This window comes from Paracoccus alkanivorans, from assembly GCF_003697785.1.
Taxonomy (GTDB): Bacteria; Pseudomonadota; Alphaproteobacteria; order Rhodobacterales; family Rhodobacteraceae; genus Paracoccus; species Paracoccus alkanivorans.
Genome location: NZ_QOKZ01000006.1, coordinates 211,783 through 230,349, shown reverse-complemented (window position 1 = coordinate 230,349; position 18,567 = coordinate 211,783). Strand labels below are relative to the sequence as shown.

Here is an 18,567-nt window from a genome sequence, read left to right as displayed (position 1 = left end):
GACGATGGTGAGTTTGACGCATTACCTGGTCGTGGGGGCGATACTTTTCGTCACCGGTATTTTCGGCATTTTCGTGAACCGGAAGAACGTCATCGTCATCCTGATGTCGATCGAGTTGATGCTGCTGGCGGTGAATATCAATTTCGTCGCCTTCTCGACCCACCACGGCGATCTGGCGGGGCAGATTTTCACCCTGTTCGTGCTGACCGTCGCCGCCGCCGAGGCCGCCATCGGGCTGGCCATCCTGGTGGTGTTCTTCCGCAACCGCGGCTCGATCGCGGTCGAAGATGTCAACGTGATGAAGGGGTAAGGGATCATGGCGCAATTCATCCTTTTTGCCCCCTTGCTGGGCGCGATCATCGCCGGGTTCGGCTGGCGCATGATCGGCGAGCAGGCGGCGCAATACCTGACCACGGGCATTCTGTTCGCGGCCGCGCTGTTCAGCTGGATCATCTTTCTCGGCTTCGACGGCGAGATACGGCAGATCCCGGTCTTTGACTGGGTGGTCTCGGGTGACTTCACCTCGGAATGGGCGATCCGGCTGGACCGGCTGACCGCGATCATGCTGGTCGTGGTGACCACGGTCTCGGCGCTGGTTCACCTCTATTCGATGGGCTACATGGCCCATGACGAGAATTTCGACCACGACCAGAACTACAAGGCGCGTTTCTTCGCCTATCTGTCCTTCTTCACCTTCGCCATGCTGATGCTGGTGACGGCGGATAACCTGTTGCAGATGTTCTTCGGATGGGAGGGCGTGGGCGTCGCCTCCTACCTGCTGATCGGTTTCTATTTCAGGAAACAGTCGGCAGGCGCGGCGGCGATGAAGGCATTCATCGTCAACCGGGTCGGCGATTTCGGTTTCCTGCTGGGGATATTCGGGCTGTTCTGGATGACCGGCGGGATCCAGTTCGACACGATCTTCGCGCAAGTGCCCGAACTGGCGCAGACGCAGATGCATTTCCTGTGGCGTGACTGGAACGCGGCCGAGGTGCTGGCGGTGTTGCTGTTCATCGGCGCGATGGGCAAATCGGCGCAGCTTTTCCTGCATACCTGGCTGCCCGACGCGATGGAGGGTCCGACCCCGGTTTCCGCCCTGATCCACGCCGCGACCATGGTGACGGCAGGGGTGTTCCTGGTCTGCCGTATGTCCCCGCTGTTCGAATTCGCGCCGGATGCCAAGACTTTCGTGACCGTGATCGGCGCGACTACCGCTTTCTTTGCCGCCACCGTGGGGCTGGTGCAGAACGACATCAAGCGCGTCATCGCCTATTCGACCTGTTCGCAGCTTGGCTACATGTTCGTGGCGGCAGGCGTTGGCGTCTATTCGGTCGCCATGTTCCACCTGCTGACCCATGCTTTCTTCAAGGCGATGCTGTTCCTTGGCGCGGGCTCGGTCATCCATGCGATGCATCACGAGCAGGACATGCGCAATTACGGTGGACTGCGCAAGAAAGTGCCGCTGACCTTCTGGGCGATGCTGATCGGCACGCTGGCCATCACCGGAGTGGGCATTCCGCTGACCCATATCGGCTTTGCCGGCTTCCTCTCCAAGGACGCCGCTATCGAAAGCGCATGGGCCGGTAATTCCTACGCTTTCTGGATGCTGGTCATCGCCGCCGCCTTTACCAGCTTCTACAGCTGGCGGCTGATGTTCATGACCTTCTGGGGCGAGCCGCGCGGCGATCATCATGCGCATCAGCATGCCCATGAAAGCCCGCGCGTGATGACCGTTCCCCTGGGCGTTCTGGCCGTGGGTGCGATATTCGCCGGGATGGTCTGGTATCAGCCCTTCTTCGGCAGCCATGACCGCGTCGCCCAGTTCTTCCACATGGGCCATGGCGAAGAGCATGCCAGCACTGATGCCGGACATGGCGAGGCTGCCCCGGCCGAGCATGGCGGAGAAGAGGCCGCAAGCGCGGAAGAAAGCCATGACGCCGCCGCCGCACCTGCGGAGGGCGAGGCCGCCGAGGGTGAAGAAGGCCACGCGATTGCCACCGATGTTCCGGAACCGGTCGGCGGTGCGATCTACATGCATCCCGACAACCATGTTCTGGACGAGGCGCATCATTCCCCCGCATGGGTCAAGGTTTCGCCTTTCTTCGCCATGCTGGGCGGGCTGCTGCTGGCGTGGATATTCTATATCCGCAAGCCGGAGCTTCCCGCGAAGCTGGCCGCGCAGCAGGCGGGGCTGTACCAGTTCCTGCTGAACAAATGGTATTTCGACGAGCTCTACGACGTGATTTTCACACGACCCGCCAGATGGCTGGGCCGCAAGCTGTGGACGGGCGGCGACGGAGCGGTTATCGACGGCGCCATCAACGGGGTGGCCATGGGAATCATCCCGCGCCTGACGCGCTTTGCCGGCCGGGTGCAATCGGGCTACCTGTTCCATTATGCCTTCGCGATGGTGCTTGGCATCGTGGGCTTGCTGATCTGGGTGATGATGCGGGGAACGCACTGACATGACGAACCTACTTTCGATCATCACCTTCCTGCCGATCGTTGCCGCGCTCATCCTGGCGCTGTTCCTGCGCGGAGAGGACGAGGCCGCACAGAAAAACGCCAAATACCTGGCACTGATCGCGACCTCGGCGACCTTCCTGATCTCGCTCTTCCTGCTGGCGGGCTTCAACCCGGCGGATACCGGCTTTCAATTCGTCGAGGATCACCCCTGGATCATGGGGCTGCGTTACAAGATGGGCGTGGACGGGATCTCGATCCTCTTCGTGCTGCTGACCACCTTCCTGATGCCGCTGACAATCCTGTCGACCTGGCATGTCACGGACCGGGTCAAGGATTACATGATCGCCTTCCTGGTGCTGGAAGGGCTGATGATCGGCGTCTTCACGGCGCTGGACCTGTTCCTGTTCTACCTGTTCTTCGAGGCCGGGCTGATCCCGATGTTCCTGATCATCGGTATCTGGGGCGGACAGAACCGCATCTACGCGGCTTTCAAGTTCTTCCTTTACACCTTCCTCGGCTCGGTGCTGATGCTGGTGGCGATGGTTGCCATGTATCGCAGCGCGGGCACCACCGATATCGCGGCCCTGCTGGATCACGACTTCCCGTCCGGGACGGTTCGGGTGCTGGGCTTCACCATTGTCGGCGGCATGCAGACCCTGCTGTTCATCGCCTTCTTCGCCAGTTTCGCGGTAAAGATGCCGATGTGGCCGGTGCATACCTGGCTGCCCGATGCCCATGTGCAGGCGCCGACGGCCGGCTCGGTGGTACTGGCGGCGGTCCTGCTGAAGATGGGCGGCTATGGCTTCCTGCGCTTCTCGCTGCCGATGTTCCCGGTGGCAAGCGACATGCTGCAGCCGCTGGTGTTCTGGATGTCGGCCATAGCCATCGTCTATACCTCGCTGGTGGCGCTGGCGCAGACCGACATGAAGAAGCTGATCGCCTACAGCTCGGTCGCGCATATGGGCTATGTCACCATGGGGGTTTTCGCCGCCAACCAGCAGGGGCTGGACGGGGCGATCTTCCAGATGCTGTCGCACGGATTTATCTCGGGCGCGCTGTTCCTTTGCGTGGGCGTGATCTATGACCGGATGCATACGCGCGAGATTGACGCCTATGGCGGCCTGGTGAACCGGATGCCCGCCTATGCACTGGTGTTCATGTTCTTCACGCTGGCCAATGTCGGCCTGCCGGGCACCTCGGGCTTCGTGGGCGAGTTCCTGACCCTGATGGGCACGTTCAAGGCCAATACCTGGGTCGCCTTTGTTGCCGCGACCGGGGTGATCCTGTCGGCGGCCTATGCGCTGTGGCTCTATCGCCGGGTGACTTTCGGGGCGCTGATCAAGGAGAGCCTCAAGACCATCTCGGACATGACCCCGCGCGAGAAATGGATTTTCGCGCCGCTGGTCGCCATGACGCTGCTGCTGGGCGTCTATCCGCGACTGGTGACTGACATTACCGGCCCGGCCGTGGAATCGCTGCTGGTCGGCTATCACGACGCCTTGCCGCACGACGTGGCCGACGGCCTTGCCCCGATGGGCGCGGCAGCCGCGTCCGAGACCAGCCATTGAGGAAAGCAAGATGACCGCGCTCGACTTCTCGACCATCCTGCCCGAGCTGCTGCTGGCCATCTATGCGATGGCGGCGCTGATGGCGGGGGCCTATTTCGGCAAGGACAAGATCGCCAAGCCCCTGCTCTGGGCGACCGTTGCGGCGCTGCTGGTTGCGGGGCTGTATATCGGGCTGGGCAGCCATCCTGCACAGACCGTCTTTTTCGACATGTTCATCGACGACGCTTTCGCGCGTTTCGCCAAGGTGACCATCCTGCTCTCTGCTGCCGCCGTGCTGGCGATGAGCGCCGATTACATGGTCAGGCACGGGTTGATGCGCTTCGAATACCCGATCCTGATCACGCTGGCCGGGGTGGGGATGATGATGATGGTCTCGGCGGGCGATCTTTTGTCGCTCTACATGGGGCTGGAGCTGCAATCGCTGTCGCTTTACGTCATCGCCGCGATGCGCCGCGAAAGCGCCAAATCGTCGGAGGCGGGGCTGAAATATTTCGTCCTCGGCGCGCTCAGCTCGGGGTTGCTGCTGTTCGGCGCCTCGCTGGTTTACGGCTTTGCGGGCACCACCAGCTTTGCCGGCATCATCGGCACCGTGAATGCGGGCGAGCTGTCGATGGGGCTGCTCTTCGGCATGGTCTTCCTGCTGGTCGGCCTGGCCTTCAAGGTCTCGGCCGTGCCCTTCCACATGTGGACGCCCGATGTCTACGAAGGCGCGCCGACACCGGTCACCGCCTTCTTCGCCACCGCACCCAAGGTTGCCGCGATGGCGCTGATCGCGCGGCTGCTGTTCGGCGCCTTCGGCAATGTGCCTGGGGACTGGGGCCAGATCGTCGCCGCGCTGGCAGTCATGTCGATGTTCCTCGGCTCGATCGCCGGGATCGGGCAGCGCAATATCAAGCGGCTGATGGCCTATTCCTCGATCGCCCATATGGGCTTCGCGCTGGTCGGGCTGGCCGCGGGCAATGCCGATGGCGTGCAGGCGATGCTGATGTATATGGCGATCTACGCCGCGATGAATGTCGGCAGTTTCGCTTTCATCCTGTCGATGGAGCGTGATGGCCAGCCGGTCACCGACCTGGACAGCCTGAACCGCTTTGCCTCGAAGGAACCGCTCAAGGCGCTGGCCGTGCTGTTCCTGATGTTCAGCCTTGCCGGTGTGCCGCCCTTCCTCGGTTTCTTCGCCAAGCTGGGCGTGCTGTCTGCTGCGGTCGAGGCGGGAATGGCCTGGCTGGCCGTGGCGGGTGTGGTCGCCTCGGTCATCGGCGCCTTCTATTATCTGCGGATCGTCTATTACATGTTCTTCGGCGCCGAGAGCGAGGGGGTCGAGAGCCGCATGGGGCTGGTGCAGTTCCTTGCCCTGATCCTGCCCGCCGCCGTTCTGCTGCTGGGGGCAGTGACCATGCTGGGCATGGATGACGCCGCAGCGACCGCCGCGCAATCGCTGGTCGCACCCGAGGCGGCGGCTGAAACCGGCGCCACAGGAGGCGGCCCCGAAGTGTCGGGCGAGGCACCAGCCGACCCGACACCTGCCGAGCCCACGAGTGAGTGATCCGGCCACGGAGGGCGACTGGCCCGAAGGTGTTGCCCGCCATATCCTCGAGCGGGTGGACAGCACCAATGCCGAGGCGCTTCGGCTGGCTCCGCAGCTCGGTGGCCCCGCCTGGATCATGGCGCGACGGCAGGAGGCGGGACGCGGACGCCGGGGCAGGGCATGGTCCGATCCACCCGGCAATTTCGCAGCGACCTTGGTCCTGCGCCCCGAAGGCGGGCCTGCCGACGCGGCGCGGCTGTCCTTTGTCGCCGCATTGGCCCTGCACGAGGCGTTGACCGGGCTATGCGGTCCGCGGCTGAATATCGCGCTGAAATGGCCCAATGACGTCCTGCTGAATGGCGGCAAGCTGTCGGGGATCCTGCTGGAAAGCGCCGGCACGGGCAGGGACATGACCGCGCTTGCCATTGGCATCGGTGTCAATCTCGCGGATGCCCCGGACAGGGAAGCCGTCGAGGAACGGGCCACGCGCCCGGTCAGTCTCAGGGGCGAGACCGGGCTGACGGTCACGCCGGAAGAGTTGCTGGACGCGCTGGCCCCGGCCTTTGACCGCTGGTGGCGGCAGTTGCGGGATTATGGTTTCGCGCCGATCCGGCAGGCCTGGCTGGCGCGTGCCGCGAAACTGGGCGAAACCATCACCGCGCGCACCGGCACGACACAGACCGAGGGCCGTTTCGAGGGGATCGACGAAACCGGCGCCCTGATTCTTGTCACATCCAGAGGACGGCAGGCGATTCCCGCCGCCGAGATTTATTTCAGCGGAGGCTGAGCCATGCTTCTGTGCATCGACACCGGCAATACCAATACCGTGTTCTCGATATGGGACGGCCGTAAGTTCCTGTCGCATTGGCGCATTTCGACCGATCACCGCCGCACGGCGGACGAGTATTTCGTCTGGCTGTCGACGCTGATCACGGGGCAGAAATTCGGCCTAGAGATCGACGCCTGCATCATCAGCGCCACGGCGCCACGGGTGGTGTTCAACCTGCGGGTGCTGTGCAGCCGCTATTTCAACCTGAGGCCGCTTGTCGTCGGCAAGCCCGAATGTCTTCTTCCTGTGCAGCCACGGGTCGATCCGGGACAGCGGCCGGGACCGGACCGCCTTGCCAATACCGCGGGCGCCTTTGATCGGCATGGCGGCGATACGGTGGTCGTCGATTTCGGAACCGCGACGAATTTCGACGTGGTTGATAAGGACGGCGCCTATGTCGGCGGGGTCATCGCGCCGGGGGTCAACCTGTCGCTGGAAGCACTGCACATGGCTGCTGCGGCGCTGCCCCATGTCGATGTGACCACGCCCGAGCGGGTGATCGGCACGAATACCGTGGCCTGTATCCAGTCGGGTATCTATTGGGGATATATCGGCTTGATCGAAGGCATCACGCAACGCATAAGGGCCGAACGCGACCGGCCGATGAAAGTGGTCGCGACAGGGGGGCTGGCACCGCTCTTCGATCAGGGATTTGACCTCTTCGATGCGATCGAGGACGATTTGACGGTGCATGGGCTAAGATTGATACACGATTACAACAAGGAGATGGGCAATGGCTGACCGCCTGATCTATCTGCCGCTAGGCGGCGCGGGCGAAATCGGCATGAACGCCTATGTCTATGGATATGGCGCGCCGGGCAAGGAACGGTTGATCCTCGTGGATCTGGGCGTGACCTTCGGGGATATGGATTCAAGCCCCGGGATTGACCTGATCATGCCGGATCTGACTTGGCTCGAGGAAAATCGCGACCGGCTTGAGGCGATCTTCATCACCCATGGTCACGAGGACCATCTGGGCGGGCTTGGCCATCTGTGGGCGCGGCTCGGGGTACCCGTCTATGCGCGCAAGTTCACCGGCACGCTGTGCCGGCTGAAACTGGAAGAGATGGGGCATCCGGCAGAGACGGTGAAATTCGTCGATCCGCGCCCGCAGGTGATCGAAAAGGGGCCGTTCTCGGTGCAGTTCATGCCGGTCAGCCACTCGATCCCGGAAAGCGCGGCGCTGATCATCGACACGCCCGCCGGGCGTATCGTGCATACCGGCGATTTCAAGCTGGACGAGACACCGGTCGTGGGCGACCCTTTCGACCCCGCGAAATGGAGCGAGATCGCCGGCGAAGGGCAGGGGGTCAAGATCCTGACCTGCGATTCGACCAATGTGTTTTCCTCCCATCCCGGCCGTTCCGAATCGCTTCTGGCCGATCCGATCCGCGATTGGGTGATGGCGCAGAAAAACATGGTCGTGGCGACAACATTCGCCAGCAATATCGCACGGTTAAAGACGCTTGCCGATGCGGCCATCGCCTCGGGGCGCAAGGTCTGCCTGTTGGGGCGGGCGATGCGCCGGATGGTTTCGGTCGGTTTCGAAACCGGAATCCTGAGGGACTTTCCCGAGACGATCGGTCCGGAAGAGGCGGCGGATATGCCGCGTGACAAGGTGATGCTGATCGTCACCGGCTCGCAGGGCGAGCGCCGCGCCGCAAGCGCGCAGTTGTCGCGGGGCCGTTACCTGGGGTTATCGCTGAAAGAGGGGGACAGTTTCCTGTTCAGCTCCAAGACCATTCCGGGCAATGAGCGCTCGGTCGGGCGGATCATGAACGCGCTGAGCGAACTGGGCGTCGATGTGTTCGACGATCAGGACGGGCTTTACCATGTTTCCGGCCATGCCAACCGTCCGGATATCGAGAAGATCCATGACTTGCTGAAGCCGCAGATCGTTATCCCCATGCATGGAGAGCATCTGCATCTGCGTGAGCATGTGCAGATTGCGCGCGGCAAGGGCATCAAGGCCGAGATCGCCACGAATGGCACCATGCTGGAGCTGACAGGCGATGCGCCGCGGGTGATCGATCAGGTCGAGACGGGACGGCTTTACCTTGACGGCAACACGCTGATCGGCGCGATGGACGGGATCGTGCGCGACCGTATCCGGATGGCGCTGAACGGGCATGCGCTGGTCAGCGTGATCGTCGACGAGGACGACAACGTCCTGCCCGATGCATGGGTCGAACTGATGGGCCTGCCCGAGCGGACCCGTGGCGGCGACGATCTGGCCCGGCATATCGAGACCGAACTGGCCGAGTTCCTGGAAAGCGCTGATGACAAGGTGGTTGCCGATGACGGCAAGATGGACGAGGCGATCCGCAAGATTGCCCGTCAGGTCAGCATGGAGGAAATCGGCAAGAAGCCCGAAGTCACGGTCATCATCAGCCGTTTGACGGCGGATTGAGGCGATTCCGCCAGCGGCCCCGGTCCTGGCGGAAACTGCTTGCTTCCCAAACTCTCCCGAGCCATGCACTGCCTTCCCGCACCCATCGCGGGAAGGTCGCCGTCAGGATCATCCGGCCTGCCGCACCCGCTCTTCGACGATCTCGAAGGGGACCGAAGGCTCGTCCTTGGCGCCGCGAATGACCAGCGAGGTCTTGACGCTGGCCACGTTCGGCGCGGCGGTCAACTGGTCGGTCAGGAAGCGCTGGAAACTCGGCAGATCGGGCGAGACGCATTTCAGGATGAAGTCGATCTCGCCATTCAGCATGTGGCATTCGCGAACCAGCGGCCAGCCCTGCACCAGCGCCTCGAAGGCCGACAGGTCGCGCTCGGATTGCGAGGCGAGACGCACCATCGCGAATACCTGCACCTCGAAGCCCAGTTCCCGCGCGTCGATATCGGCGTGATAGCCGCGGATGAAGCCCATTTCCTCCAGCGAGCGGACCCGGCGCAGGCAGGGAGGGGCGGAAATGCCGACGCGGCGCGCAAGCTCGACATTCGTCATCCGGCCGTCCGCCTGCAGCTCGGCCAGGATTTTACGGTCGATCTCGTCCAGTTTCGTGCCGGTCATGCTGGCCTTCTTCCCTGTTCATTTTGGATTGCCGGAAACTACAATGCGCCCCGCTGTTGCGCAACATTGTTTCTGCATATTGCGCAGCCATTGCGCAGGGGCGCCGGGGCCATTACCTAGGCACGACAGTCAAGATCGAGGCGCAAGATGACCGACAGCACCCATACCAAACTCCTGATCGTCGGCTCGGGTCCGGCGGGCTATACCGCAGCCGTCTATGGTGCACGGGCGATGCTGGAGCCAATGCTGATCCAGGGGTTGCAGCCGGGCGGGCAGCTGACCATCACCACCGAGGTCGAGAACTGGCCGGGCGAGACCGAGATCCAGGGCCCCGAGCTGATGGTGAAGATGGAGGAACATGCCCGCGCCATGGGTGCCGATATCGTCACCGACATGGTGACACGGCTGGATCTGGGGCAGCGGCCATTCGTCGCGGAATGCGACAGCGGGCGGCGGGTCACGGCGGATGCGGTGATCCTGGCGACCGGCGCGCAGGCGCGCTGGCTGGGCCTGCCCTCGGAAGAGAAGTTCAAGGGCTTCGGCATCAGCGCCTGTGCCACCTGCGACGGGTTCTTCTATCGCAACCGCGAGGTGCTGGTGATCGGCGGCGGCAATACCGCGGTCGAAGAGGCGCTGTTCCTGACCAGGTTCGCCTCGAAGGTGACACTGGTGCATCGCCGCGACAGCCTGCGGGCCGAGAAGATCCTGCAAAACCGCCTGTTCAAGAACCCCAAGGTCGAGATCATCTGGGATCACGAACTGATCGAGGTGAAAGGTGCCGACGATCCCCTGGGGGTGACCGGCGCGGTGTTGCGCTCGACCAAGGATGGCGGGACGCGCGAACTGCCCGCCGATGGCATTTTCGTGGCGATCGGCCATGCGCCTGCCAGCGAGTTGGTCAAGGACCAGCTGGAGCTGCACCATGGCGGCTATGTGAAGGTCGAACCGGGCAGCACCCGCACTTCGGTTCCCGGTGTCTTCGCGGCGGGCGACCTGACCGACCATTTCTATCGCCAGGCGGTTACCAGCGCCGGGATGGGCTGCATGGCGGCGCTGGATGCCGAGCATTGGCTGGCCGCGCAGGAAGAGGCCGGGGCAAGTCCCGTCAAGGCCGAGCCGGAAAAGACTCCGGCGGAATAGACGCCCCTCACAGGTGGCAGGCATCGCAGCCAGCCTGGCCGGTCGCGGAAGCGGTCGATGGCGGGCCGTGGGAACTCCCCCGATTGTCCCGGTTGATCCCGGAGACGGGCAAGGTTACGGGCGGAGCATCCGCCACGAGGACTGCCGATGACCAAGCTGAACCAGATCCCCATCCCCGAGCTTTTCGTATCGCCCGAGGCCGCCGGGAAACTGGCTGCCGAGGGGGCCAGGCTGCCCGGCTGGAGGCTGACGCGCCGGCAGCTTTGCGATCTGGAACTGCTGATGAACGGGGGGTTCTTTCCGCTCAAGGGCTTCATGACGCAGGCCGATTGCGAGCATGTCGCCCGGGATATGCGGCTGGCTTCGGGAGCGCTGTGGCCGGTGCCGGTGACTCTGGAAGTCGGCGAGGATTTCGCCGCCCGGATCGAGCCGGGGGACGATATCGGTCTGTTGGACGGGCAGGATGTGCTGCTGGCCATCATGTCGGTCACCGATCACTGGCGCCCCGGGGGCGGGATGGCGGGCCCCGTCTGCCTTGGCGGCAAGGTCAAGGGTTTGCGCCCTCCTGCCGGGGCCGGAACGAGGCCCAATCATCTGCGCGGGTTATTTCGCGATCATGACCGGGATCAGGTGGTGGCGCTGGACGATTGCGCTGCGCTGCCTGTTCCGGAGGGGATGGTGGCGATGCTGATGCTTCTGGCGGGAGATATCCCGGCGGCGGAACATGCCGGATTGCGGCGGCGATACGAGACCGCGATTGCCGGGCACGCGGGCGCCTGCATGGCAGAGGTCAATCTGGTCGCGCGAGGGCAGGGGATCCGGATACTGGTTCTGCAGGCGCTCGTCGCCCGAAATCATGGCGCGACCCATGTTCTTGCCGGTGATGAACCAGAACTGGGAAAACTGCTGGAAGAGGCGGGGCTGTTGCTTCTGCCTCACCGGGGGTAGCATTCCGGCAAGATTGTCCGCGTCCCTTCTTCCTTGCCCAAATACCTTCCTGCATTCGAAGGCTGGCGGCGATGGCAGGCCGGTTACATCCGGCTGCGGCATCGGGGACAGGGCCGAATGCTGGAAAGCGTTTTCCGCGAAGTGATGGCCGTCAGGACGTGATCCGGTTCACATGCCCCATCTTGCGCCCGGGCCGGGCCTCACCCTTGCCGTAAAGGTGAATCTGTGTCCTCGGGCTGGCAAGCAGTTCGGGCACCCGGTTCATGTCGTCGCCGATCAGGTTCTCCATCACCACATCGGCATGGCGCTTGCCATCGCCCAGGGGCAGCCCTGCCACGGCGCGGATATGCTGTTCGAACTGATCGACGGCGCAGCCCGCCTGTGTCCAGTGGCCGGAATTGTGAACCCGCGGCGCGATCTCGTTCACGATCAGCCCGGCGGGCGTCACGAACAGCTCGACCCCCATCACGCCGACATAATCCAGCGCATTGGCGATCCTGGCGGCGATCAACACCGCGTCGGTCGTCACCTTGCCCGGCAGACCGCAAGGCACGGTGGTCGTCCGCAGGATACCGCCCTCGTGGACATTCAGCCCCGGATCGAACCCAGCAACCTGACCGTCGGCGGCGCGGGCGATGATCACGCTGATCTCTGCGCTGAAATCGACAAAGCCTTCCAGCACGGATGGCGCGCCGGTCCATTCGAGTTGTCCGGGATCGGTGATCCTGACCTGCCCCTTGCCGTCATAGCCCATGCGCCGGGTCTTGAGGATGGAGGGCGCACCGATCCGTTCCACGGCAGTCGCAAGGTCACGCTCGGAAGGCACATCGGCGAAAGGCGCGGTGGCCAGCCCGATCTCGTTCAGGAAGGTCTTTTCCGTCAGCCGGTCCTGCGAGACCGCCAATGCACGCCGATTCGGGCGAATGGGCCGGATCGATTCCAGCAGGTCCAGCGCCGAGGTCGGCACGTTCTCGAATTCATAGGTGATGACATCGACGGATTCGGCAAAGGCGCGCAGCGCCGCTTCATCGTCATAGGGTGCGGTGGTCAGGGCATGGGCGACATCCCCGGCAGGCGCTGCCCCCGGCTCATAGATATGGCAGCGCAACCCCAGCCTGCTGGCCGCGACCGACAGCATCCGCCCCAACTGGCCGCCGCCGAGTATCCCGATGCTGCGGATCTCACTCATCGGCGGGCTCCTCGGGGATCGAGGCCGACAAAGCATCCCGCCACTTGTCCAGCCGTCCGGCCAGTTCCGGGTCGCTGATGGCCAGGATTCCCGCCGCCATCAGCCCGGCATTCGCCGCCCCCGCCGCGCCGATCGCCATGGTGGCCACCGGAAAGCCCTTGGGCATCTGGACGATGGAGTAAAGCGAATCGACCCCCGACAGCGCCCGTGTCTGCACCGGCACGCCGATCACCGGCACGCGGGTCTTGGAGGCCATCATGCCCGGCAGATGCGCCGCCCCTCCGGCTCCGGCAATGATTACCTTCAACCCGCGCGAAACCGCGGTCTTGCCGTAATCCCACAGCCGGTCGGGGGTGCGGTGGGCGCTGACGATCCTTGTCTCGTAGCCCACGCCCAACTCGTCCAGGATCTGCGCCGCCTCGCGCATGGTCGGCCAGTCCGATTGGCTGCCCATGATGATTCCGACGGGTTTTTCCATGCTCTGCCCCTTTCGTCGCGTCAGGTTTCCATAACGCGCGGGCGCGGCACCCGCAATCAGGCGATGATATCGGGGGTGACCTCGTCCTCGAGCCGGGCGATCTGGTCCTTGAGCGCGAGCTTCTGCTTCTTGAGCCTCTGCAGGGTCAGCGTGGAGGTAAGTTTCTGTTCGGACAATGCCGCGATTTCCCGGTCCAGATCGCGATGCGCGGCACGCAGGACCGACAATTCGGCACGCATGATCTCGTCATGCGTCATCTCGCGACTGGTGGGCTCGTGGTGCATATTCATCTGGCGATGTCCGGTTGAACGGTGATGCTGGCCGCGCGATTATAGCCTGTTGTTTCGGCTCTGTTAATATAATCCTGCCCGGTCATGCCGGGTATTTTACCGCAATCGGGGACGATGGCTTGCCAAACGGGGCCTTGCGTCCGGCAATCCGCGTTCACATATTGTTTGCAGGCAGGTCGCCGCATCGGGGCCTGCCACCCACAGTCGCTTGCAGACAAAGGGCTGAAAATGAGCAAGATATCGTTAGGGGCGCATCCCTATCTTCTGGGTTTCGACCAGCTTGAGCGGATGGCGGAACGGGCCGCCAAGGGCGCCGAGGGTTATCCGCCATACAATATCGAGCATAACGCCCCCGACGGGTTCCGCATTACCCTGGCAGTGGCCGGCTTTGCCGAGGACGATCTGAGCGTCACCACCGAGGATCGCCAGCTCGTGATCCGCGGGCGCATGGCCGAGGCGGGCGAGGACCGCGTCTTCCTGCATCGCGGGATCGCCGCGCGGGCCTTTCAGCGCAGCTTCGTTCTGGCCGACGGGGTTGAGGTCGTCTCGGCCCAGATGGAGAACGGGCTTCTGCATATAGATCTGCGTCGGGTTCAGCCCGAGCAGGTCGTCCAGACCATCCCGATCAGCCGCAAGTAAGGAGATCATCATGGATAGCAAATTCGATTTCGGCGATCATCCGGCCGAGAACATCGTCTATATCCGGCAGGTCGCAACCAGCACCCTGCCGCAGGAAGTGCGGGACCAGCTTCCCGATATCGACAGTCTCTACGCGGTTCATGATACCGATGGCGAGCGTCTGGCACTGGTCCGCGACCGCAAGATGGCCTTCATGCTGGCCCGTCAGAACGAGCTGACCCCGGTAAGCGTTCACTAAGGGGTGCGAACTGGAACCATCAGCCGGTGATGTTTCGGGTCATCCCCATATCGCGGCAAGCGCCGCGACGGGGTCGTCCTCGCCCCAGATCTCGGGGCCGATGGCGATGAAATCGCAGGCGGCCGAGATTTTCTGGATCAGTTCGCGCGACAATGCGCCCTCGGCCACGACCGGGATCTCGATCATCTCTGACCACCATTCGAACAGCTCGAACGGGGCGGGGGCGCCGCGGCCCAGTGCGGTTTCGCCGACCGGCCCGAAACTTATGTAATCCGCTCCGGCTTCGCCTGCCGTCATACCGTCATGGCGCGACGATCCGCAGAACGCGCCGATGATGGCGTCCGCGCCCAGTTCCTTGCGGGCAGCGCGCACGCCGCGGGCGCCATCGGTCAGATGCACCCCGTCCAGCCCGTGCCGCTGCGCCAGCCGCAGATGGTCATCTATGACCACCGCCACGTCGCGGGCATGGGCGATCTCGCGCGTCAGATCGGCAAGACGGCCAAGCTCGTCCTCTTCCACACCGCCGCGGATACGCAGGCAGGCGACGGGGAAGCGGTCCATCACCTCGCTCAGAAGGGGGCCGAGCGCCGAAGCCTGCGCGCCGGCGGGAGTCATCAGGTAAAGCTGCGGTGCCTCTGTCATGACATCCTCTTTCACATTCCGTCCCGGCGACTGCAAGCCGATTAAGCAAGCGGTCTCCGTTCTGTCCCGGCTTCTTCCGTGTCCAAATATCCCGGAAGGTCGCTGGCGGGTCGCGCCACGGGTCCGCGTGACCTGCCGGCGACGGGGCTGAGCCCCGCCGTCGCGGGACGCAACGAACAACCGTTCCAGGTCAGCCGACCCGCACCATCCGATGCTTTTTCTTGCCGACCGAAACCTTCAGCCCGCCGCCGATCAGGCTTGCGTCGACCGGCAGTTGCGGATCGTTCACCGCCTCGTTGTTCAGCCGCAGGCCGCCCTCGGCAATCAGGCGCTTGGCTTCCTTGCCGCTGGCGGTGATTCCGGTCTGGACCAGCATCTGCACCACCGTCAGCCCATCGCTCAGCGCATCCGACGGCAGCAGCGCAACTTCCAGGTCGCCGCCAGCGCCGCCCTGTTCGAACACCTCGCGTGCGGTTGCCTCGGCGCTGGCCGCGGCCTCGGCGCCATGCAGAAGGGTGGTCACTTCATTGGCCAGCCGCACCTTCGCCTCGTTGATCTCGGATCCTTGCAGCGCCCCCATCCGCTCGCATTCGGCGACCGGCAGCTCGGTATAGAGCTTCAGGAACCGGCCCACATCGGCATCGGTGGTATTGCGCCAGAATTGCCAGAACTCATAGGGCGACAGCATCTCGCCGTTCAGCCAGACCGCACCGCCCTGCGATTTGCCCATCTTGCGCCCGTCGCTGGTGGTCAGCAGGGGCGAGGTCAACCCCCAGATGGTCGCGTCATCGACGCGCCGGGTCAGGTCGATCCCGTTGACGATATTGCCCCATTGATCCGAGCCGCCCATCTGCAGGCTGCAATCGTAACGCCGGTGCAGTTCCAGGAAATCATAGGCTTGCAGGATCATGTAGTTGAATTCGAGGAAGGACAGCGACTGCTCGCGATCCAGCCGCGATTTCACCGACTCGAAGGACAGCATCCTGTTGACGCTGAAATGCCGGCCGATATCGCGCAGGAAATCCAGGTAGTTCAGCCCGTCCAGCCATTCGGCATTGTTCAGCATCATCGCGCCGCCATCCTCGCGGTAATCGAGATAGCGGGCGAAGACCTTCTGCATACCGTCGATATTGGCCTGGATCGCGGCCTGGTCCAGCAAGGGGCGCTCTTCCGAGCGGAAGGAGGGATCGCCGACCTTGGTGGTTCCTCCGCCCATCAGCGTGATCGGGCGATTGCCGGTCTTCTGGAACCAGCGCAGCATCATCACGTTCAGCAGGTGCCCGACATGCAGGCTGGCCGCCGTCGCGTCATAGCCGATATAGGCGGTGACAGGCCCGGCCAGCAGCGCCTTGTCCAGCCCCTCGTAATCCGTGCAATCGGCGATATAGCCGCGCTCGCGCATGATTTGCAGGAAATCCGATCTGGGCTGGTAGGTCATGGGGCTGTTTCCTCTTCTGCGGGGCGGATATACCGGCTGCGAGGGCAAAGGAAAAGGCGTGATGATCCGGGCTTTGGGAATGATGTCGGGCACCTCGCTCGACGGGGTGGACGCGGCGATGATCGAAACCGACGGGATCCGTATCGGCGGTTTCGGCCGCAGCGTGTTCCGCGCCTATTCCGATAACGAGGCGGCGGCGTTGCATGCGGCGCTCGGGCGCTGGCCGGGCGAGGAGGGGGTGGCGGATGCGGCCGATATCTCGGTGGCCAGCCATGCCGCGCTGGCCGAGGGCTTCCCCGAGGCCGAACTGATCGGCTATCACGGCCAGACGTTGGCGCATGATCCGCATGGGCGCGGCACCCATCAGGCCGGAGACGGGGCGGCGCTGGCGCGGATGTCCCGCCGTCCGGTTATCTGGGATTTCCGCAGCGAGGATGTCCGGCAGGGCGGAGAGGGCGCGCCGCTTGCCCCGTTCTTTCACTGGGCCTGTGCCGAATGGGCGATCAGGGAGGGGAAGCTGCCTTCCGCGCCGCTGGCCTTCCTGAATCTTGGCGGGGTGGGCAACATCACCTGGGTGGACCCGGGGACTCGGGCGCCCGAATCCCCCGGCGCCTGCGTGGCCTTCGATACCGGCCCGGCGAATGCGCCGATCAACGACCTGATGCGGACGCGCCGCAGGCAGGCCCGTGACGAGGGCGGCGCACTGGCGGGCTCGGGCAGCGCGGATCAGGGGATCGTCGCAGAGTTTCTGCAGCATCCCTATTTCGACCGTCCCCCGCCCAAATCGCTGGACCGGGACCAGTTTACCGGGTTGAGCGAAGCGGTGGCGTCATTGTCCGACGCCGATGCGGCGGCCACATTGGTCGCGGCGCTGGCCGGATCGGTCGCGGCGGGGATGCGCTGGCTGCCATCCATGCCCGCCGTTTTGCTGGTCTGTGGCGGTGGGCGTCATAACGGCACGATCATGCAAGCGCTGCGCGAGACGGTCGAAGCCGATGTCCAGCCGGTCGAGTCGGCCGGGCTGGATGGCGACATGCTGGAGGCGCAGGCTTTCGGATGGCTGGCGGTGCGCGTGCAGCGGGGCCTGCCGATATCGGGGCCGATGACGACCGGCGTGGCAGCTCCGGTCTGCGGCGGGCGGATCAGCCATCCGCGCATGGGCCGCCCGTCCTGGTAACCCGCCCTGATTCCGGCGCGATCCTGTCGTCATATGACCGAAACATGTCGGGATTATGCCGTTGCGATATCGGGCGGGATGAAAACATGGGCGTGACCCGCCTCTCCTCCGCGCGGGTGTCCAATGGCATCCGCGCATTGTCCTCCGATGCGCGGATGTTTTTTCTTCAGCTATCTTGACGCGGCCTGACTGCCCGCTTAAACCCCGCTCACCCGGCGGGCGATCAGCCGGGGAGGATGAGTGTGCGGTTGTAGCTCAGTTGGTTAGAGTACCGGCCTGTCACGCCGGGGGTCGCGGGTTCGAGCCCCGTCAACCGCGCCACTCTCATCTTTTCGCCCGGATAAATGCGCGGTTGTAGCTCAGTTGGTTAGAGTACCGGCCTGTCACGCCGGGGGTCGCGGGTTCGAGCCCCGTCAACCGCGCCATTCGTTTTCATTTCATTTCAACATGAAAGCGCGGCATATGTCATCCGCGTTCGACCCGGCAGTGAAAACAGTTGTTGCTGGCCGAGCGGATGTGGATGAAGGCGATCTCTTTCCGTGCGAACAACTCCCTGCATCTCTGCTCGATCCTGCCGGTGGGCGTGACCGCGCCGGTGCCGTATATGATCCGTTCATCGGCAGAATAACCGCGGGTGATATATTGTTCCGACGCCAGAAATCGCTCGGGAAATCCGGGGCCGCCAGCGGCGCAATCCCCGGCGCAAAGAAAGATGGGGCCGGTCTCGGTATAGGGATTCAGCCCCTCGAACGGGCGATGCGCGACGATCAGGTAAGGCTTGCCCGCCGGCACCTGATCGAGGCAGTGGCGGCAGGGAGTGCCACTGCCGGACGAGGCCTCCACCCATTCGGGCGCAAGCCCGTAAGCGTCGGGTGATCCGCTGCGCCAGGCGCGGGCGGTTTCGCTTGGGATGGGACAAAAGCGGATTTGCATTTCGGGACTCCTGTTTCGATGCGAAACTGGTTATGCATGGAGGCC

The 18,567-nt window shown here is 63.8% G+C and carries 19 protein-coding genes and 2 tRNA genes; 14 read left to right on the top strand and 7 right to left on the bottom strand.

Annotated elements, in window-relative coordinates:
• Nucleotides 1–4: 4 nt before the first annotated feature.
• Genes nuoK through C9E81_RS16145 form a run of 7 tightly spaced genes read left to right on the top strand, consistent with a single transcriptional unit; the run spans nt 5 to nt 8,801 of the window.
• Entirely contained in the window at nt 5–310 is a 306-nt protein-coding gene (gene nuoK / locus C9E81_RS16175) for an NADH-quinone oxidoreductase subunit NuoK (RefSeq protein ID WP_122113388.1), read from the top strand.
• 6 nt (nt 311–316) lie between these two features.
• Nucleotides 317–2,464 carry an NADH-quinone oxidoreductase subunit L gene (nuoL, locus tag C9E81_RS16170; protein ID WP_122113387.1) on the top strand — a complete coding sequence of 716 codons (2,148 nt, stop codon included), beginning with the start codon at nt 317–319 and terminating at the stop codon, nt 2,462–2,464.
• A 1-nt stretch (nt 2,465) separates the two neighbouring features.
• Nucleotides 2,466–4,034, top strand: a complete 1,569-nt coding sequence (locus tag C9E81_RS16165) for an NADH-quinone oxidoreductase subunit M (protein ID WP_122113386.1) — start codon at nt 2,466–2,468, stop codon at nt 4,032–4,034.
• A 10-nt stretch (nt 4,035–4,044) separates the two neighbouring features.
• Entirely contained in the window at nt 4,045–5,580 is a 1,536-nt protein-coding gene (nuoN, locus tag C9E81_RS16160; RefSeq protein WP_122113385.1) for an NADH-quinone oxidoreductase subunit NuoN, read from the top strand.
• Nucleotides 5,573–6,349 carry a biotin--[acetyl-CoA-carboxylase] ligase gene (locus C9E81_RS16155; RefSeq protein WP_166461932.1) on the top strand — a complete coding sequence of 259 codons (777 nt, stop codon included), beginning with the start codon at nt 5,573–5,575 and terminating at the stop codon, nt 6,347–6,349. The genes nuoN and C9E81_RS16155 overlap by 8 nt, the downstream gene beginning before the upstream one ends.
• Nucleotides 6,350–6,352: 3 nt before the next feature.
• Complete coding sequence (locus C9E81_RS16150; RefSeq protein ID WP_122113383.1) at nt 6,353–7,132, top strand: type III pantothenate kinase; 780 nt, start codon at nt 6,353–6,355, stop codon at nt 7,130–7,132.
• A complete protein-coding gene (locus tag C9E81_RS16145) occupies nt 7,125–8,801 on the top strand; it encodes a ribonuclease J (protein WP_122113382.1) in 1,677 nt (558 codons plus the stop codon). Before C9E81_RS16150 ends, C9E81_RS16145 begins: the two co-directional genes overlap by 8 nt.
• 108 nt (nt 8,802–8,909) lie before the next feature.
• Here the strand turns inward: C9E81_RS16145 and C9E81_RS16140 are convergent, their stop codons facing one another.
• Nucleotides 8,910–9,410 (bottom strand): Lrp/AsnC family transcriptional regulator, encoded by a 501-nt coding sequence (locus C9E81_RS16140; RefSeq protein WP_122113381.1) that lies wholly within the window; start codon nt 9,408–9,410, stop codon nt 8,910–8,912.
• A gap of 147 nt (nt 9,411–9,557) precedes the next feature.
• On the opposite strand from C9E81_RS16140, the gene trxB reads away from it, so the two are divergent.
• The gene (trxB, locus tag C9E81_RS16135; RefSeq protein WP_122113380.1) at nt 9,558–10,550 is read left to right on the top strand and encodes a thioredoxin-disulfide reductase; all 993 of its coding nucleotides are present in this window, start codon (nt 9,558–9,560) and stop codon (nt 10,548–10,550) included.
• Between the two features lie 147 nt (nt 10,551–10,697).
• Nucleotides 10,698–11,498, top strand: a complete 801-nt coding sequence (locus C9E81_RS16130) for a bifunctional sulfate adenylyltransferase/adenylylsulfate kinase (protein ID WP_122113379.1) — start codon at nt 10,698–10,700, stop codon at nt 11,496–11,498.
• A gap of 151 nt (nt 11,499–11,649) precedes the next feature.
• Here the strand turns inward: C9E81_RS16130 and C9E81_RS16125 are convergent, their stop codons facing one another.
• From C9E81_RS16125 to C9E81_RS16115, 3 genes are read right to left on the bottom strand one after another with little or no spacing between them, the layout of a single operon-like run.
• A complete protein-coding gene (locus C9E81_RS16125; protein ID WP_122113378.1) occupies nt 11,650–12,687 on the bottom strand; it encodes a 5-(carboxyamino)imidazole ribonucleotide synthase in 1,038 nt (345 codons plus the stop codon).
• Nucleotides 12,680–13,165: a 5-(carboxyamino)imidazole ribonucleotide mutase gene (gene purE / locus C9E81_RS16120; protein WP_122113377.1), complete on the bottom strand. Its 486-nt coding sequence runs from the start codon at nt 13,163–13,165 to the stop codon at nt 12,680–12,682. Before purE ends, C9E81_RS16125 begins: the two co-directional genes overlap by 8 nt.
• Before the next feature lie 56 nt (nt 13,166–13,221).
• Complete coding sequence (locus tag C9E81_RS16115) at nt 13,222–13,455, bottom strand: YdcH family protein (protein ID WP_122113376.1); 234 nt, start codon at nt 13,453–13,455, stop codon at nt 13,222–13,224.
• A 228-nt stretch (nt 13,456–13,683) separates the two neighbouring features.
• On the opposite strand from C9E81_RS16115, the gene C9E81_RS16110 reads away from it, so the two are divergent.
• Both C9E81_RS16110 and C9E81_RS16105 read left to right on the top strand, forming a co-directional pair.
• The gene (locus C9E81_RS16110) at nt 13,684–14,094 is read left to right on the top strand and encodes an Hsp20 family protein (RefSeq protein ID WP_122113375.1); all 411 of its coding nucleotides are present in this window, start codon (nt 13,684–13,686) and stop codon (nt 14,092–14,094) included.
• A gap of 10 nt (nt 14,095–14,104) precedes the next feature.
• A complete protein-coding gene (locus C9E81_RS16105; protein WP_122113374.1) occupies nt 14,105–14,332 on the top strand; it encodes a DUF1150 family protein in 228 nt (75 codons plus the stop codon).
• 39 nt (nt 14,333–14,371) lie between these two features.
• On the opposite strand, the gene C9E81_RS16100 is transcribed toward C9E81_RS16105, so the two are convergent.
• Both C9E81_RS16100 and tyrS read right to left on the bottom strand, forming a co-directional pair.
• Nucleotides 14,372–14,974, bottom strand: a complete 603-nt coding sequence (locus tag C9E81_RS16100) for a thiamine phosphate synthase (protein ID WP_122113373.1) — start codon at nt 14,972–14,974, stop codon at nt 14,372–14,374.
• 190 nt (nt 14,975–15,164) lie between these two features.
• The gene (gene tyrS, locus C9E81_RS16095; RefSeq protein ID WP_122113372.1) at nt 15,165–16,412 is read right to left on the bottom strand and encodes a tyrosine--tRNA ligase; all 1,248 of its coding nucleotides are present in this window, start codon (nt 16,410–16,412) and stop codon (nt 15,165–15,167) included.
• 61 nt (nt 16,413–16,473) lie between these two features.
• On the opposite strand from tyrS, the gene C9E81_RS16090 reads away from it, so the two are divergent.
• The 3 genes from C9E81_RS16090 to C9E81_RS16080 all read left to right on the top strand — a co-directional run bounded on the left by C9E81_RS16090 (nt 16,474) and on the right by C9E81_RS16080 (nt 18,014).
• Entirely contained in the window at nt 16,474–17,589 is a 1,116-nt protein-coding gene (locus tag C9E81_RS16090; RefSeq protein WP_122113484.1) for an anhydro-N-acetylmuramic acid kinase, read from the top strand.
• Between the two features lie 244 nt (nt 17,590–17,833).
• A tRNA-Asp gene (locus tag C9E81_RS16085) sits at nt 17,834–17,910 on the top strand.
• A gap of 27 nt (nt 17,911–17,937) precedes the next feature.
• Nucleotides 17,938–18,014, top strand: a tRNA-Asp gene (locus C9E81_RS16080).
• 40 nt (nt 18,015–18,054) lie between these two features.
• Here C9E81_RS16080 and C9E81_RS16075 read toward each other — a convergent pair.
• The gene (locus C9E81_RS16075) at nt 18,055–18,522 is read right to left on the bottom strand and encodes a DUF1203 domain-containing protein (RefSeq protein ID WP_122113371.1); all 468 of its coding nucleotides are present in this window, start codon (nt 18,520–18,522) and stop codon (nt 18,055–18,057) included.
• Between the last annotated feature and the right edge of the window lie 45 nt (nt 18,523–18,567).